At 44.9% G+C, this 15,907-nt stretch carries 16 protein-coding genes; 14 read left to right on the forward strand and 2 right to left on the reverse strand.

Annotated elements, in window-relative coordinates; translation table 11 throughout:
• The first annotated feature begins 88 nt into the window (after window positions 1–88).
• The 8 genes from AZI85_RS14760 (at window position 89) to AZI85_RS14795 (ending at window position 8,731) form a co-directional block, all read left to right on the forward strand.
• Entirely contained in the window at window positions 89–526 is a 438-nt protein-coding gene (locus tag AZI85_RS14760) for a hypothetical protein (RefSeq protein ID WP_063244798.1), read from the forward strand.
• Window position 527: 1 nt separating this feature from the next.
• Window positions 528–1,370: a hypothetical protein gene (locus tag AZI85_RS14765; protein WP_063244799.1), complete on the forward strand. Its 843-nt coding sequence runs from the start codon at window positions 528–530 to the stop codon at window positions 1,368–1,370.
• A 67-nt stretch (window positions 1,371–1,437) separates the two neighbouring features.
• Window positions 1,438–2,424, forward strand: a complete 987-nt coding sequence (locus tag AZI85_RS14770; RefSeq protein ID WP_063244800.1) for a hypothetical protein — start codon at window positions 1,438–1,440, stop codon at window positions 2,422–2,424.
• A gap of 104 nt (window positions 2,425–2,528) precedes the next feature.
• Window positions 2,529–2,948 carry a hypothetical protein gene (locus AZI85_RS14775; protein WP_063244801.1) on the forward strand — a complete coding sequence of 140 codons (420 nt, stop codon included), beginning with the start codon at window positions 2,529–2,531 and terminating at the stop codon, window positions 2,946–2,948.
• Between the two features lie 44 nt (window positions 2,949–2,992).
• Complete coding sequence (locus tag AZI85_RS14780) at window positions 2,993–3,484, forward strand: methylated-DNA--[protein]-cysteine S-methyltransferase (protein WP_063206183.1); 492 nt, start codon at window positions 2,993–2,995, stop codon at window positions 3,482–3,484.
• Between the two features lie 115 nt (window positions 3,485–3,599).
• Entirely contained in the window at window positions 3,600–4,256 is a 657-nt protein-coding gene (locus AZI85_RS14785; RefSeq protein ID WP_063244802.1) for a recA protein, read from the forward strand.
• Window positions 4,204–5,526, forward strand: coding sequence for a hypothetical protein (locus AZI85_RS14790; protein WP_253721018.1), 1,323 nt, complete (start codon window positions 4,204–4,206; stop codon window positions 5,524–5,526). Before AZI85_RS14785 ends, AZI85_RS14790 begins: the two co-directional genes overlap by 53 nt.
• Window positions 5,510–8,731 (forward strand): error-prone DNA polymerase, encoded by a 3,222-nt coding sequence (locus tag AZI85_RS14795; protein WP_063244803.1) that lies wholly within the window; start codon window positions 5,510–5,512, stop codon window positions 8,729–8,731. The genes AZI85_RS14790 and AZI85_RS14795 overlap by 17 nt, the downstream gene beginning before the upstream one ends.
• 74 nt (window positions 8,732–8,805) lie before the next feature.
• Here the strand turns inward: AZI85_RS14795 and AZI85_RS14800 are convergent, their stop codons facing one another.
• Window positions 8,806–9,672 (reverse strand): hypothetical protein, encoded by an 867-nt coding sequence (locus AZI85_RS14800; RefSeq protein ID WP_063244804.1) that lies wholly within the window; start codon window positions 9,670–9,672, stop codon window positions 8,806–8,808.
• Between the two features lie 167 nt (window positions 9,673–9,839).
• Here AZI85_RS14800 and AZI85_RS14805 point away from each other — a divergent pair, with 167 nt between their 5' ends.
• The gene (locus AZI85_RS14805) at window positions 9,840–10,646 is read left to right on the forward strand and encodes a hypothetical protein (RefSeq protein ID WP_063244805.1); all 807 of its coding nucleotides are present in this window, start codon (window positions 9,840–9,842) and stop codon (window positions 10,644–10,646) included.
• Window positions 10,647–10,773: 127 nt separating this feature from the next.
• Here the strand turns inward: AZI85_RS14805 and AZI85_RS14810 are convergent, their stop codons facing one another.
• Window positions 10,774–11,433, reverse strand: coding sequence for an O-methyltransferase (locus AZI85_RS14810; protein ID WP_063244806.1), 660 nt, complete (start codon window positions 11,431–11,433; stop codon window positions 10,774–10,776).
• A gap of 115 nt (window positions 11,434–11,548) precedes the next feature.
• Between AZI85_RS14810 and AZI85_RS14815 the strand changes: the two genes are divergently transcribed.
• The 5 genes from AZI85_RS14815 to AZI85_RS14835 all read left to right on the forward strand — a co-directional run bounded on the left by AZI85_RS14815 (window position 11,549) and on the right by AZI85_RS14835 (window position 15,724).
• Window positions 11,549–12,079 (forward strand): OmpA family protein, encoded by a 531-nt coding sequence (locus AZI85_RS14815; protein ID WP_063244807.1) that lies wholly within the window; start codon window positions 11,549–11,551, stop codon window positions 12,077–12,079.
• Window positions 12,080–12,103: 24 nt separating this feature from the next.
• Complete coding sequence (locus tag AZI85_RS14820) at window positions 12,104–12,766, forward strand: HAD family hydrolase (RefSeq protein ID WP_063244808.1); 663 nt, start codon at window positions 12,104–12,106, stop codon at window positions 12,764–12,766.
• Window positions 12,767–12,865: 99 nt separating this feature from the next.
• Window positions 12,866–13,855: an ABC transporter ATP-binding protein gene (locus AZI85_RS14825; RefSeq protein ID WP_063244809.1), complete on the forward strand. Its 990-nt coding sequence runs from the start codon at window positions 12,866–12,868 to the stop codon at window positions 13,853–13,855.
• Window positions 13,856–13,857: 2 nt separating this feature from the next.
• Complete coding sequence (locus tag AZI85_RS14830) at window positions 13,858–14,826, forward strand: ABC transporter ATP-binding protein (RefSeq protein WP_063244810.1); 969 nt, start codon at window positions 13,858–13,860, stop codon at window positions 14,824–14,826.
• A gap of 55 nt (window positions 14,827–14,881) precedes the next feature.
• Window positions 14,882–15,724 carry a PilZ domain-containing protein gene (locus AZI85_RS14835; protein ID WP_063206173.1) on the forward strand — a complete coding sequence of 281 codons (843 nt, stop codon included), beginning with the start codon at window positions 14,882–14,884 and terminating at the stop codon, window positions 15,722–15,724.
• Window positions 15,725–15,907 lie beyond the last annotated feature (183 nt).

Below are 15,907 nucleotides of genomic sequence, written 5' to 3' on the forward strand. Positions count from 1 at the left end.
TGGACCACCGCAAAATGAAGTAATTTCGTTTACCTGCGGCAGGGTCCCAAATATAAGTGTCAAAAAAAGCTGAGCTTCGGGGGCGTTTATGAAATGGTTCGCTTTGTGTCTTTTAGTTTTGTCATCCTTCTCTTCGCAGGCAGAGGTGAAACCTTACAGCCTGCAGACGGATATTTTGTGCCAGCAGCAGTATGCAAATCCTTGGATCGAAGTTGGTATAGCTCCTCTTCAAGAGGGCGGGCACTTTGCGGTGATTCTTCAGCATGATGAAAACACGAAGAAGACCGTTGCAATTACCGAGATGTACGTCATGGCTTCGTTCCGTACAAATTCCGAATGGCTTTACGAAAGCATAAAAGAGGATTTTATTCTGACTCTTTACACAGGAATGGGCCTGGGAGATCTGGAAATTAAGAACAGCAAATTGCGAGAAAGCCTGTTTCCGTTCATGATTTGTTCCCTCGGCGGAAGCATCACTTACGATAGATCGACGAAACCTCTTCCAAGAATTTCCGTAGGAAATTAGTATGACCAACCAGTTTGATTCCGTTTATCAAGAGTTACTAGATATTGAAAATGCCAGACAGTTTTTAAAACGTGCTTTAGAAGTTCGTTATCGCAAAAAGGGCAAAGTGAATTTGGCGGATTTCTCTCGCCGCGCGGGATTTTCATCACGCAGTTTTCTTTCGGAATACTTGGCGGGAAAAAAAGGTCTTTCCAGAGACAGCGTGAATCAACTGAAGATCACACTCAAACTTCCAAAGCCTTACTCTGACATATTTTCTTTGTTGGTCCGAAAAGACCAGCCCGAGCTTTTTTCCAACAAAATGTCCCCGGAAGAGATTCGCCAACAAGTCAGTTATATTAAGCTCGCTTTGCAAAGACAGATGGACGCTCGTTCTCAAGTTAAAGATCCACATCGTCTTTTATCTAAACCCACTCTGTTTCGAGTTTTTGCCGCTTTGGGCACCGAGGAAGAGGGCGCGAGTCTTGCGGAGATTTCTCAACGTTCCCGCATGGCGCCAGAGTCCTTATCTGATCCGTTGAATTTTCTGATGGAAGAAGGTGCTGTTGTTTCGCAAAATGGCCGGTTCTATGTGCGCTCTAGCCAAATGGATTTCTTAAGTCTTTCAGACGCAGGGAAACTTGCTGATTTGACGAAAACTCTTTGCACGCAAATCCGCACGGAAGCAAACGAGATCGCTTCGGAAAATAAAAACAATATTTTCTACACAGCTTTTTCAACGCAATCGCATCTTTTACCAGAGATAAAAGAAAAACTGCGCGAGGCCATCTTTAACGTTTTAGATCAGTACCAAGATGACCGCGGCGACTGCGTTCATGAAGTGTTTCTGTGTGGGAAATCATAATCCCATTAGAGGCCTGTAACTAGACTGCGATATTCTACAGACTATCTTAAATCCCAAGGAGGACTTCATGAAGTCAGTCATCTTTGGGATTTTTTCTTTTCTGCTATTCACCTCTGTGGCGTCCGCGCGAGGAACTTATCTTTACGAATCGCGCTTTGATGTGATGGGAAGAAACTATGTGGGTCGTCTGGACGGCAAAGCCACTGACAATTTGAATGCCTTAGCGCCAGCCAAACGCGGTATCTGTGTTCAACGCTACCAGGATATTCTTGACGACGGCTTGATCGATATTCGCATTGCCCTGGGATATTTTGATTGGACGACTGGAAGCAATGTTTATGCAGAAGGAAGAAGCTTTGGTTTAAGCCCTTCTTTGGATCTTGGTGCTTTTGCTGCTTTAAGAAAGCTTTTGACGACACCTTGTTATGGTCGCGCTCGTTTCTGTGGATTTAAGCAAGATCCTAACAATATGTATCGTTTCAATCGTGAAGTGACCGTACATGGAAATAAGTATCCTGCGCGTGTGGAAGTTCACTTCTCTTCGGCGACCGAGTTTCTGGACACCAATTTAGGGCGCATGAGTCGCGAACAACAGGAACGCACAAATTTCATGGATGCTTATTTTGCCAGAGCCTTGCAAAATGCCGATGCAGTGTTTTACTTCGGTCATGCTAGAAATGGTGGCGGTCCTGATTTTTCTCCACCGGTTTTTGTTCGTGGGCGCAACAAAATCAATTACGACGGCTACTATGAGGTGCAACGTCCCGGCTTGAAGAAGTTATTAAACGCTTTATCGGGATCTAAGAAGACACCTATTTTAGGTTTGATGGCCTGCAACTCTCGCGATCATTTCTTGAAAAAGGTGCGCGCAACCGCTCCGAATACAGGTGTGATCACTTCACTAGATGTTCTGAATGTCGATGAGGTTTACACGGCTACTATCGGCGGCATTGATGCGATTTTGCGAGGTCAATGTCAGCAGACGTTCTATCAATCTTTAAGACTGACACCTAACAATCAACGTTACATCACAATGGATGGAATGTTCGAATAAGGGGCTTTGGTCCGAGCTAGTTTTACAAATGTGTTAGACGGTGTGATTTAAAAGATTCTCACCTCTGCAGCTTTTATAATGACAAGATAGAACGGAGGTTTTCTATGGTGAGTTTGGAACAACTGCCTCATCCAGATTATTTACCTTATCCTAATCACTACACAGCCGCTTTCTTTGAGAATGCGGAGGAAGCAATGAAGGCCGTCGAAGAACTTGAAGATTATGGATATACCGACGAAGACTTCAACGTGTTTGAAGGCGACAGAGGTATCGATGCTGTCGATTTAGATGGAAGTCATCACACTCTTTTAGAAAATTATATGCGTAAATTTATTAAATTTTCGGATTCTGCCGAGTGGCGCTTTTTAAACGAAGCGGATCAGGAAATAAGAAACGGTCACGTTCTTATCTGTGTCCCCACGCCTTCTGACAGTGAAAAAGAGGAAGTGATAGACGCCTTTAAACGCTATGGGGGCTATGATATCCGCTATTTCACGCCTCTTTATATCGAAGAAGTTGTGTGATGACATAATCTAAGGTACAGGTCTCTCATACATCGAGGTGATTTATGGGAGATCTAGAATTCCGCGTTTACAAAGTAGCTTCTGAATTTGGCGAATGGCTTGCCGCTTTTGATGGCTCTGAGCTGATCTTTTTGGGGAGCTATGCTTTAGGTAAAAAGAAGGTCGAAGGCGACCTTGCTGATTTCTTCCATGAACACTATCACTTCCATGTGGGCTCTTTCACACCGGTGAAGTGGAGCAAAGGCAATTTCTGGAACGGTAAACACAAGATCAAACTTCAAGGCACCGAATTCCAAGTGCGTGTGTGGTTAGAACTTCTAAAAATTCCTTATGGCAAAACTTGGACTTATTCGGAGCTTGCAAAAAAATTGCGTAAGCCTTCTGCGGTTCGTGCTATTGCTTCAGCTGTTGCGAAAAATCCGGTTTGTTATTGGATTCCTTGCCACCGTGTTGTGGGCAAAAATGCGAATAAACTCAAATATCACTGGGGCCCAGAACTAAAGGCAGAGTTGTTGAGTTCTGAAGGTGCTTTGTAAGTTATTGATTTTTCGTAAGTTTTTACAAACTAAAACCTTAGTCTATATTCACATTTAGCTCTTTGACTTACATATAAATTACTATGTAAATTATATGTAAATAACGGAGAGCTTTATGCGTGCCCTCGCCCTTCCCGAATTACAGAACGTTCCTTTTGTCTCTGCAGAGCACTTACAACCACCTGCAGGTTTGTCCACCGGTCTTGCCGTCTTGGACAACTTCCTTTTGTGGAAGGGAGTGCCTCAAGGAGACTTAAGCCTTCTTCAAGGACTTCCCGGTACCGGAGCTACTTCTTTATGGATTCGCATCGTTCAACAAGTTCATGCTCAAAATAAATGGGCGGCTTGGATCAATGGAGATGCGCAGTTATTTCCAACTCATCTTTCTCATCAAAAAATAAATTTAAAGCGTCTGCTTGTAGTGAAAGAGCCGCAAGAAAAGGATCAGCTTTTCTGGTTGTTGCAAGAGTTGATCACTAGCTCTTTATTTGAAGTGATTGGCTGCAACTTAAAAGAGATCTTTTTAAAGAATCATCAGCTGCAAAAATTAAAGCGTCTTTGTCGCCTGCACAAAGTGGCTTTGGTTTTTGTAAATCAAAAGCCGGTGAAGTTCATCAATCCGCTTTTTAGTCTGATTATGCACTTTCAACGCGACTTCATCACTATTCAAAGAGCCTTGCACCGTCCGACACCTTTTAATATTGCCGGGAGTATGATCCATGCGAACTTTATGCATCAATTTAAAAACACCGCAAGAAAGCTCCTCAGCTGAGGCTTTTCTGCTTTTAAGTCCGCGTGTGCAGTTTCGCTTTCCACAATTTATTTTTGTCGAGATCGAATCCACACAGCACTTATTCGGCGGCGAACACCGTACGATGGAAAAAGCTTTAGAGATCGCTCGTAAATTTTCGGGTGATCCGGCGGTGGCTATTGCTGATACGGCTCCGGCAGCGCAGATGTTTTCGCGTTGGCGCCCGTCGTATGTGGCTCCTCGTGGGAAAGAACAAGACGGTTTTCGTGGTTTGGGCTTAGATGCCTTGAAAGACTTAGAAGGTCTGCATCCTTGGCCTCAAAAAAGACCGATTGAACATATGATTTCTTTCTTCCACACACTGGGTGTCCATGGCTTGGAAGATGTTTTAAATTTTCGCATGAATTCACTGCGCGAAAGATGGGGAGAGTTCGGTGTTTTACTTTGGAATCGTCTGCATTCTCAAGACTCTCAGGTCATATCACCTCTTGTGCCTCGCGACCCTCTTGTGGGCTATGGTTACTTTGACGATCCCTTAGGGGCGGTGCCTTTATTGATGGCGCGGATCAAACCGCACATGGATATTTTATTTGCGCGTCTAGCGGGACTTTCTAGATACGCGCAACGCATGGATTTGATTCTTCACTGCGAATACTCGGATAAAAAACATCCTGTCAGTATCGAGCCGGTCAGCCCAACTCGCGATCAAGAGCTTTTTGAAGATTTACTAGAAAAGAAACTGACGTCATTGGTTTTGCAAAATCCTATTCGGGAGTTTGAAATTTCCGTTTTTGATGTGCCAGAAAAAGTGCAGCAACTGGATTTTTTTGAACCGCGCGACAACACCGAAGATCGCTGGCGCCGTCTGATCAGTTTTGCCAAGCAAGCTCAGTGCGATATGGGCTTTTTGCAAATGGAAGCCAGTCATTTTCCCGAACAAAGCTTTCGCTTGGTCACCGATTGGCCTGAAGATTTCAAGCCTCAGGATTTGGTCGAACGCCAGGAAGAGGCTTTACAGGTGAAATCGGTTTATGCAAAGTCTTTGGCGACCAGTCCCCGCCCTGCTTTGCTTTTAGATAAGCCGCAGCTTTTGTCGACGGCCGAAGCGCAGAAGTTGCGTTTTGTTTCGTCTTTACCCAGTGAACGAATCGAATCGTCCTGGTGGCAGATATCCGTTCAAGATTTAAAAAATAGAGATTATTACTTTGCGCTCTCTCATCAAGGTCAGCTTCTGTGGGTTTTCAAGGATCGCATAAATTCACAGGTGTACTTGCATGGCTATTTTGATTAGTGGAAATCACAAGGTTAAGTTACCCGCTTTATCGTCACAGTCTCAAAAAACTGTGGCGAAGCCCAAACCTCGCGCCAAAGGCTTTGTTGAACTTTTAGGTCGCAGCAATTTTTCTTTTCTGCAAGGGGCTTCTTCACCGGAAGAAATGGTGATTGAAGCCATCAAACTTGGTTACGATGGTGTCGGCATTTGTGATCTGAACGGCCTTTACGGCGTGGTGCGCGGATTTCTTTCAGTAAAATCCCCTTCGATGTTTGAAGCCACGGTTCAAGCCAAAGAAGGCTTTAAATATCTCGTGGGTTCTGAGCTGACTTTGACGGATGAAACCGCCGTCACTCTGATTCCCATTAATAAAGAAGGTTATTCTCACCTTTGCAAACTTCTGACTTTAGGTAAAAGGCAGGCCGCCAAAGGTTTTTCTAAACTTTCTTTAGAACAAGTGGCCGAACACAGCAAAGGTCTTTTATGTGTCGCTATTCCCCCTTGGAGTTCTGAGCGCTATGAAAAGTTAGAAAAGATTTTTGGCGATCGTCTTTACCTGCCGATTTGGCGCGATTTCACTTGGGAATCGCAAGAGTTCTGTCGTCAGGCTTTTCTTTTAGAAGAAAAATATCAAGCTCAGCTTTTTGTCACACAACGCCCGTTCATGCACACGCCCGAGCGAAAACCGTTGTTTGACGTGATCACCTGCATTTTACACCATACCACTTTATTTGAAGCTAAAGATAAGTTGATCCAAAATGCCGAGCGCTCTTACCGCAGCATCGAAGATCTTTCTTCACTATGGCAAGATCGTTTAGACCTTGTGGAAAAAACTGTGGAGATCGCCGGACGTGTGAATTTTTCTTTGGACGAAATTCGCTATCGCTATCCGCATTCGAATTTACCCGAAAACACCACGCCTTCAGAACACTTGCGCAATCTGGCTTTGCTGGGCGCAAAGGAACGTTATCCTGAAGGAGTCTCCCAGAAAATCCTCAGTCAGATTGAGTATGAACTCGCTCTGATTAAAGAGCTTGAATACGAAGACTATTTTCTGACCTTAAAAGAAATCTGTGACTTCGCAAAAAGCCGGGGGATTTTATATCAAGGTCGCGGATCTGCGGCGAACTCGGTGGTTTGTTATTGCATCGGTCTTACTTCAGTGGACCCGATGAAAATCTCTTTGCTCTTTGAGCGATTTATTTCTCGTGAACGTCGCGAACCACCGGATATTGATATCGACTTTGAGCACAGTCGCCGTGAAGAAGTGATTCAGCATATCTATGAAAAGTACAATGAACGCCATGCAGCTATGGTTTGCACCGTAGTTCGTTATCGCTCGCGCATGGCGATTCGAGAAACCGCGAAAGTTTTTGGTATTCCTTTAGATAAAGTCAATGCGATGGCTAAATTTATGGGTCGAGACGGGATCAGCCGTTTGTTAGAACCTGAATCCGCCGCTCGCTTCGGTGTGACGGATCCTAATCACTGGAAAATGTTTTTACATCTTTCACAACAACTGCGTGGCTTTCCCCGTCACTTGGGAATTCATACGGGTGGTTTTCTGATCACTCAAGATCCCATCACAGAAATGGTGCCCGTCGAAAAAGCGACGATGGATGGACGTTACGTCATCCAGTGGAATAAAGACGATGTCGCCACATTGAAGCTGATGAAGATCGACGTTCTAAGTCTGGGCATGCTGACATGTTTACGTAAATGCTTTGAGCTTTTAAAGCATCATAAAAATCTGCATTTCAATTTAGCTTCTTTTTCTCAAGAAGACGATGCCCCGACTTATGAAATGATTGGCAAAGCCGACACCGTCGGTGTTTTTCAGATTGAGTCTCGAGCCCAAATGCAGACGTTACCTCGCATGAAGCCTAAGACATTTTACGACTTGGTCATTGAAGTGGCGCTGGTTCGTCCTGGTCCTTTACAGGGGGGCATGGTTCATCCGTTTTTAAAACGCCGTCAGGGTTTAGAAAAAGTCACTTATGCTCATGATGATCTGATTCCTATTTTGGAAAAGACTCACGGAGTTCCTATTTTTCAAGAGCAAGTCATGAAGATCGTGATCGCAACGGCTGGATTTACTCCGGGTGAGGCCGACGAGCTTCGTCGTATTATGTCTTCGGCTTGGCGTAAGCGTTCAACCATGGAAAGCATTCGTAAAAGAATTTTAGATGGTTTTGCCGCTCATGGAATCAGTCAAGAGTACGGAGAACAGATTTATAAAACAATTGAAGGTTTTGCGAACTATGGTTTTCCTGAAAGTCATGCGGCAAGCTTTGCTCTTTTAACCTATGCCAGCTGTTACATTAAAAAACACCACCCCGATGTTTTCGTGTGTGGGCTTTTAAACAGTCAGCCCATGGGATTTTATGCTCCCCGCACTTTAGTGGCCGAAGCGCAAAGAAATGGCGTTCAGGTTGTTCCATTGTGCGTGCAGCGATCTAATTATGATTACACCTTAGAAGGAACAGGCCCAGGACTTCATCCCCTGCGTGTGGGCTTACGTTCTATCTTTGGATTTCCTGAAGCATTACTTCGTCGCGTAGAAGAGTCCCGCAAGGCTCATGGTCCCTTCAAAGATCTTCCTGACTTCATCCGCCGCACCGAGCTTCCACGCAGTGCTTTACTTAAGCTTGCCGCAGCCGGAGCTTTTGAGTGCTTTAATGAGAATGTGCGCGATCTGATTTGGCACTTAGAAAGCCTTAGCCTGGATCAAGAAAGTTTTTTGTGGGGTCTTCCCAAAGAACAATTCGAGGTTGACGAGGAAGATGACGACGACACAGAAAATATTCCTTTTGAATCGAACTGGGATCGCTTGCGACGCGAATACGATACGAAGGGGTATTCAGTGAACTCTCATCCCCTTTCGGTTCTGCGTTCTTACTTGAAAGAAAAAAACAATGAACTCGTGTCAAAACGTTTTGTTCCCTATTTTTCTTCGGATGATCTTGCCCGCATGAAAAATAAAACCAAAGTGCGACTGGCGGGATTGGTTTCGGTCACGCAGAAACCACCGACAGCGAAAGGTATGTGTTTTATTACTTTGGAAGATGAGTTTGGTTTTATGAATATCGTGATTCATCCGGATGTCTATCAGAAGGATCGTTTGGCCATTTATGGAAGATCGCTTTTAGAAATTCATGGCCAAATCGAAAAAGTCGGAGAATTGATAAATATTCGCGCCGCTCGGGTGTTACCGCTTCAATAACTTTTATTGAGACATCAATATAAGAATTCGTGCGACACTGAAGGGATTCTAAATTTTATGAAGCACTCAGAGAGCTAGAAATAGAACTCATGAAATTTCACATTTTTATTCTGGAAATCTTTATGCAGTCCGTTTTCATAAACGCGCAAGACGATGTAGTTCTTGCGTACGATCAACACCAGAGGATTCATCGAGCCCAATCCATGCACTTGCGCCGGAGTGATTGTGTGAGCCTGAGCCTCAGATAAAGGAAATTCTTTTAATAAACCCAGAAGCTCAGTCTCACGCATCTGTGTTTCTAGTCTTGAATTCATCACCGCAAAATCTAAGTCGCTGGATTTAGAGTAAGCTTTTCCATTTACAAAACTTCCGTATAACACAATCGTGTTATCACGATCAGATAAGAAGCGATCTTGCAGGCGCATCGCCGTTAAAAGAACATCTTCTCCTTTAAGTACGACAGGAACTTTCGTGATTTTCTGAACGCGTTCATAGTAGGCGCTTAATGTTTCTTCCAGTGAGCGGCCCTTGTTGTAAATAGCCTCTTTGAAGAATTCCGCCGCATTGATTTCACGAGCAACGACCAGATCAATGTGACGCTTGAAAGTTTTAAAAGGACCGTCGTTATTATATTTTAATGCCTTTACTTCGTTGTAGTATTCAGAGATCAGCTTGTGCAATTCCGCTTTCTTTTCCGGGGAAAGATGCTGAAGGTTGGTCTTTGCTTGATCTAAAGAGCCGGGCTTATGGTTAAACTCCGTTAGGCCCATGATGGATTTATATTGCTCAATAGCTTTCAGAATTCTTTGTGGGGAATCGGGATTCAGAAAGATTTCAACTTGTTCGGAAAACACCCAGTTGCACGTCAATTGGTAGGCTTGGGCCATAGACCCCACAACCATCGACATTGCTAAAATCACTGTTTGCATCCACTTCAACACGAAAAAACTCCTCATAGTCCCACGAGCGCAAAAATGGCGCCCGTCTGTCTAAAAGATAGCGGGTTAAAGTCCCTTAAATTGAGACTCATGTCGTATAATGAGATATTGAGCAATTTCAGGGCCTAAAAACCCATGACCCTGCCAAAGATCTTTGGTATCCCCTAAGAATGATTCGCGAAGCCTTTATCTTTCTTTTTACGCCCACTTCTGACGTCGCCAAGAAATATGGCTTCCTTTATCAGTCCGTCGCACTTCAAGCGCGCTATCATCGCTGCAAAAAGGCTTGGCTTCCGCATCTTAAGAATTGTCAGGATTTGTTTTTAGATACGGTCAAGACTTTGCCACAGAAAAAATCCGTCGTGATTTTAGGAAGCTCGCACTTGCACGAAATCCCGATGCATCTTTTGGAAAAGAACTTTGAATCCATCACTTTGGTGGATGTGATTCACCCAATTCGTCATCATCTTTTGGCAAAACGGACTTCGCGGGTAAAGTTAATCACGCAAGATCTTTCTGGCAGCTTAGCAAGTTTAGAGAATCTGCAAAGCCTTGAAGATCTTTACGAGTTGAAAGACAAACTGGCTCAAGAAACACTTTTTAATTTCGACGCCGACCTCATTGTGTCAGGGAATCTTCTTTCACAACTCGCCCTTCTTCCAATTGAAGCCATTGAAAAGAAAATCAAACGCGCTCTGACTCTGGAAGAAAAAGACGTGCTGTGCACCGGCTTTGCGGAAATCCATCTTAAAAATTTAAGCGCCTGCAAAGGCACAAAACTTATCTATGCCGACCGCGAAGTCACTTATCGCGACCCCAAAGGCGATGAAATTTACAAAGGCCACTATCCCGTTAATTTTTCTGGATACGAAAAAGTGAAAGAGTGGAACTGGTTACTTGCGCCACTAAAGGAAGCGTCGAAAAACTATTCGATTGAAATGAAGATCGAAGCTTATAAATCTGTTGAGCCATCGTAAACTCTTATTTCTCGCACATAACACCCACAACTAGGCCGCGGTGTAGACCCAAAAAAGAAGCAGGTACCTATTTTCAACAACGCAACCATGCTCATACTGCGGCGTAGTGCAAAAAAGAAGCAGGCACCTATTTTTTGATGGCGACAAAAAGGCCTTCGTAGGATGGAACGATGGCAGATTCGTAGAGTGTCGGGTCTGCAAGACGCTTGTTGAAATCTTGCATGATCTTGATTTGTTTTTCGGAGAATTTTTGAGTGGTGGCATCGCCCCAGACGGAACCGCTTAGGAAAATATTGTCTCCTAAGATCAAACCGCCCGAGCGCAAATTCTTTTCGGCCCACATGAGATAATCAAAGTAAGCCGCTTTGTTTCCGTCGATGAAAACTCCGTCGAAAGGGCCTGACGTCGAAATCTTTTCAAGTTCCGCACGCGCGTCCCCCATCACCAAATGAATTTTCTTTTTGCTTTGATCTAGTTTTGAAAAAACATCGGCGGATTTTTCGCAATGCTTGGGATCTTTTTCTAAGGTCCAAAGCTCGCCTCCGTCAGGCAAAGCTTCAAAGATGTATTGCGCAGATAGGCCGGTTAAGGTTCCGATTTCGACGAATTTTTTTGTGCCGTGAAGACGCACCAAAGTTTTTACGAGCTGTGCTTCAGCAGGAGAAATACTAATACGTGCCAGTCCCAGTTCTTCGGCATACTGACGCGACAATTTCTTTGTTTCGTTCTCTTCAAGCAGAAGAGAATTCATGTAGTTTTCTTTGCTGGTTAACACCGTCTCACGCATGCGGGGATCTTCTCACAGATTTCCGATGAAGTTAACAGGAAGTTAATTTGCGGGCGTTTCTTTCTCTCGAAATAATAGGGTTTTGCAGACGAAAGTTCCATGCAAGGAGGAATATATGACACGTTTAAAAGTAAACTCCGTCGCGGTTTTGTCGGTATTGGCCCTCAGCGCCTGCGCCACTAAAGAAGAGCCTCCCAGAGAATACTATCGCCCGGCGACCAACTCGCAATCCGCGAATGCACCGAAGTCTTCGGCCGCCGCTTTAGGTAAAACAGGTGACGAAGATCTTAATCGCAGTACGAAGTTCACGGCCCTATCACAAAACATTCGCTTTGAACCCAAGAGCGCCACACTTTCAGCCTCCAATCGTCGCGCCTTAGACGGCATTGCCGATGAAATGAAAAAATCCCTCAACACATTTGAAACAGTTCGAGTGACGGGATTTTCTGATGCCGTTGGCGACAGCAGTGAAAATCAAAATATCTCTGAACAAAGAGCCTTGGCCGTTCAGGATTACTTAGTAAAAAAAGGAATCCCTGAAGAGAAAATCGAAGCTATTGGTATGGGCGCCGTACAATCCGATATGATGGGCAGCGAGTCTCAGCAGGCGCGCGATCGTCGTGTGGATTTTGAGATTGTGGAATAAAATGAAAAACGGCAAGATGTGGGCATGAACCCACTTCTTGCTTTTGACCTTGATGGTACATTGATTGATTCTGCTCCTGATATCGTGGTCGCCGTGAATCGCACTTTAAAAAATCACGGTAAGATCACTCTTTCTGATGAAGTCATCATCTCTCACATCGGTGAAGGCCTTAAAAAACTTATCGCAGATCTTTTTCTTGAAGATAATTTAGAGCCCTCCCAGATCGTCGAACTCGAAATGGAATTTTTACGCATCTATGAAGAAGAGATGTTTAATAGAACCACTATCTTTCCCGGCGTAGAAAATTTTCTTTCCTCTTACCAAGGCCCCATGGCCATCATCACCAACAAGAACGAAAAACCGGCGAAGGCCATCTTGAGCCACTTGGGCTTAGACCGCTTTCCCTGGGTGAACGTTTTTGGCGCTGACACTTTGGAAGAGCGCAAGCCCAGCCCTCTTCCCCTTCAGACGATGATGAAGCTTGCGAGCCGAACTCCCCAGAATACGTTCATGATTGGCGATGGCATTCCAGACGTTCTTTCGGCTTTGCGCGCGGGCGTTCCCTCCATCGCGATTGGATTTGGGTACACCTCAATTTCTCTCTTGGAAAAATATGAGCCGAAGGGAGTTTTGGGGCATTATCAGGACCTTCATTCCCTCCTCGAAAAGCTCTCTGTCAGAGCATGACGCATGTTCGCTAGAAAAAAGGACCAGAGGGCCTTTGTGGGCTTGCGTCGGAGCCCCCACGCCTATATAAGATGAAACCTTAAATGGGGGTCATCTCCGGTGAGTGATATTCTTTTAGAGGTTCAAAATCTTAAGACGCGCTTTAAAACCGACGATGGTTCTTTTTTCGCGGTTGACGATGTCAGCTTTCACGTGAAAAAGGGCCAAACTCTTGGAATCGTTGGAGAATCTGGCTGCGGTAAATCTGTTACATCTCTTTCAATCATGCGCTTGATTCAAAAACCAGGTCAGATTGAATCCGGAAAGATCATGTTCAAAGGGAAGAACCTTTTGGATGTGACGGACTCTAAAATGCGCGAAATTCGTGGTAACGAAATCGCGATGATTTTCCAAGAACCTATGACTTCTTTGAACCCGGTTTACACAATCGGTGATCAAATCGAAGAGGCCATTCTTCTTCACCAAAAAGACCTGAACAAACAGCAAGCTCGTGAACGCGCGATCGACATGCTTCGTATCGTGGGTATCCCCGCTCCTGAAAAACGTTTCCATGAATTTCCGCACCAACTTTCGGGCGGCATGAGACAACGTGTGATGATCGCAATGGCGATCAGCTGTAATCCAGAACTTTTGATTGCCGATGAACCAACGACAGCTTTGGACGTAACTATCCAAGCTCAGATCTTGGATCTTATGCGCAAACTTCAAAAAGACTTTAACGCCGGCATGATTCTGATCACGCATGACTTGGGTGTTGTCGCAGAGATGTGCCAAGAAGTCGCGGTGATGTACGCGGGTCGCGTGGTTGAGTTCGGCACCGTGGAAGACATTTTCTATCGTCCAAAACACCCGTACACAAAAGGTCTTTTGGATTCGATCCCGCACTTTGAAACGGGTCAAAAACTTGAACACTTGAAAACTATCAAAGGCATGGTTCCTAGCTTGTACAACCTTCCTAAGGGTTGTCGTTTTGCGGATCGTTGTCCTTATGCTCAGGCTGATTGCCGCGAGTCTTATCCGTCACTTGAAAACCTTCGCGGTATTCACAAAGTGGCTTGCTACCACCCTTTGACTGAAGAGGTAAAATAAGAATGAGCACTCCTCTTTTGAAAGTTGAAAATGTCACTAAAAGCTTTCCAATCTATGGCGGACTTTTCAGCCGTGAAGTAGCTTCGGTAAAAGCGGTTCAAGGTATTTCCTTTGAACTTAAAAAAGGCGAAACTCTAGGCCTGGTGGGTGAATCCGGTTGCGGTAAATCTACTTTGGGTCGTTGTTTGATTCGCCTTCATGACACGACTTCTGGAAAAATCTCTTACAACGGTAAAGACATCACGCACATTCAAGGCGAAGAGCTGCGTGACATGCGTAAAAAAATGCAAATCATCTTCCAAGATCCATTTGCTTCTTTGAATCCGCGCATGACGATCGGCTCCATCCTTGAAGAGCCATTGATCATTCACAACCTTTATAGTTCTGCGAAAGATCGTCAGGATCGTATTCATGAATTGATCGACCTTGTGGGTCTTCGTCGTGAACATTTGAACCGTTACCCGCATGAATTCTCTGGCGGTCAACGTCAGCGTGTGGGCATTGCCCGTGCTTTGGCGGTGAATCCTGAGTTGATCGTGTGTGACGAGCCGGTTTCTGCCTTGGACGTTTCCATCCAAGCGCAAGTGATCAATCTTTTGATGGAGCTTCAACAAAAGCTCGGTCTTACATACATCTTTATTGCGCATGACTTGAAGGTGGTTGAACACGTTTCTACACGTGTGGCTGTTATGTACTTGGGTAAAATCGTTGAAATGGCAGAGGCTGAAGAGCTTTACCGCAATCCGAAGCATCCCTATACGAAAGCCCTGATGTCGGCAATCCCAGTTCCAGATCCTCGTCGTCGTGACGAGCGTATCATTTTGACTGGGGACGTGCCGTCGCCAATCAGCCCTCCTACAGGCTGTCATTTCCACCCTCGTTGCCCTATGGCTATCGAGGATTGCAAGACTATCGTCCCGCCTTTGGAGCTAAAATCTCCAGATCATATCGCGGCCTGCATTCGCGTATAAAGAAGTTACCTATTTTTTCCGATAAACTCCCTAGGTTGCGTAACCTGGGGAGTCTATGAAAACGCAAGGCAAAGTTTGGATCATTTACGACGCTGAAACTAAGAAACAGACAAAACCGATGTCTGTCGTTCAAGCGCAGGTCACTTTGTTGTCTTTAGACTCTACATCACATCATAAATACTTTCTTTGGACACCCGGCTGGGAAGAGTGGATCAGCGTTAAAGAGTTCTTAACGTCGGATCAAAAGTATTTCGTCATGGCGCAACCACCTCGTCCGGCAGAGCCTGCATTTACATCGCCAGGTTCTGTCCCAGATGACACTTTAACGGCGACACACAACGCTCCACCAACGCAGTCTTCGTCTGACAGCCCTTACACGCAAGTGGTTGTCGGGGAAGCGCCATTGAAGCAGCAAGAGTTTGGTGGTTATCATCATCAAGACTTCAATGGTGATGAGTTAGATCTTAAAAAGATCGCGAAAATTAAACCTGAATCCACAAAGAAAAAAGCGGATCCCGCGCCCGCTCCCAAAGCCGAGCCGAGCGGAGCTGATCGTCGTCGCGATCCCCGTCATAATTTTAAAATCGAAGTTGTTCTGGTTTCTAAGATTCGTTCATTCCGCACGTACTCAAAGAATATTTCTTTAAGCGGTACAATGTTGGAAGACGAAATCCCGCGAGACTTTTTGAATAAACCCTTCGATCTTATTATCGTAAATCCCTTTGAACCCGATCCATCAAAAGCTCGTCTGCTTTTCCGCGCGAAAATCGTCGGTGACATGACAGACCCACGCCGCTTGATGTTCATCGAACAAGACGTCGCCATGACCTTGCGTCTAGACGCTCTTCTTAAAGCCTACGTCATCTACCAAGACCAAGTCCGCCGAAGCGCCGGCTAAAAGGTGCCTGCTTCTTTTTTGGGTCTACGCCGCATTAATTGCTGCGGTGTAGACCCAAAAAGTAAGCAGGCACTTTCAAAAAAAATGGGTAGAAGATTTCTCTTCTACCCATTTAGGAAATTATTTGCAGATGGTCGAAACGTTCAAGGTGCCTGCAAAGTTATTTATATAATTCAAAATACT

The organism is Bdellovibrio bacteriovorus, from assembly GCF_001592755.1.
Classification (GTDB): Bacteria; Bdellovibrionota; Bdellovibrionia; order Bdellovibrionales; family Bdellovibrionaceae; genus Bdellovibrio; species Bdellovibrio bacteriovorus_E.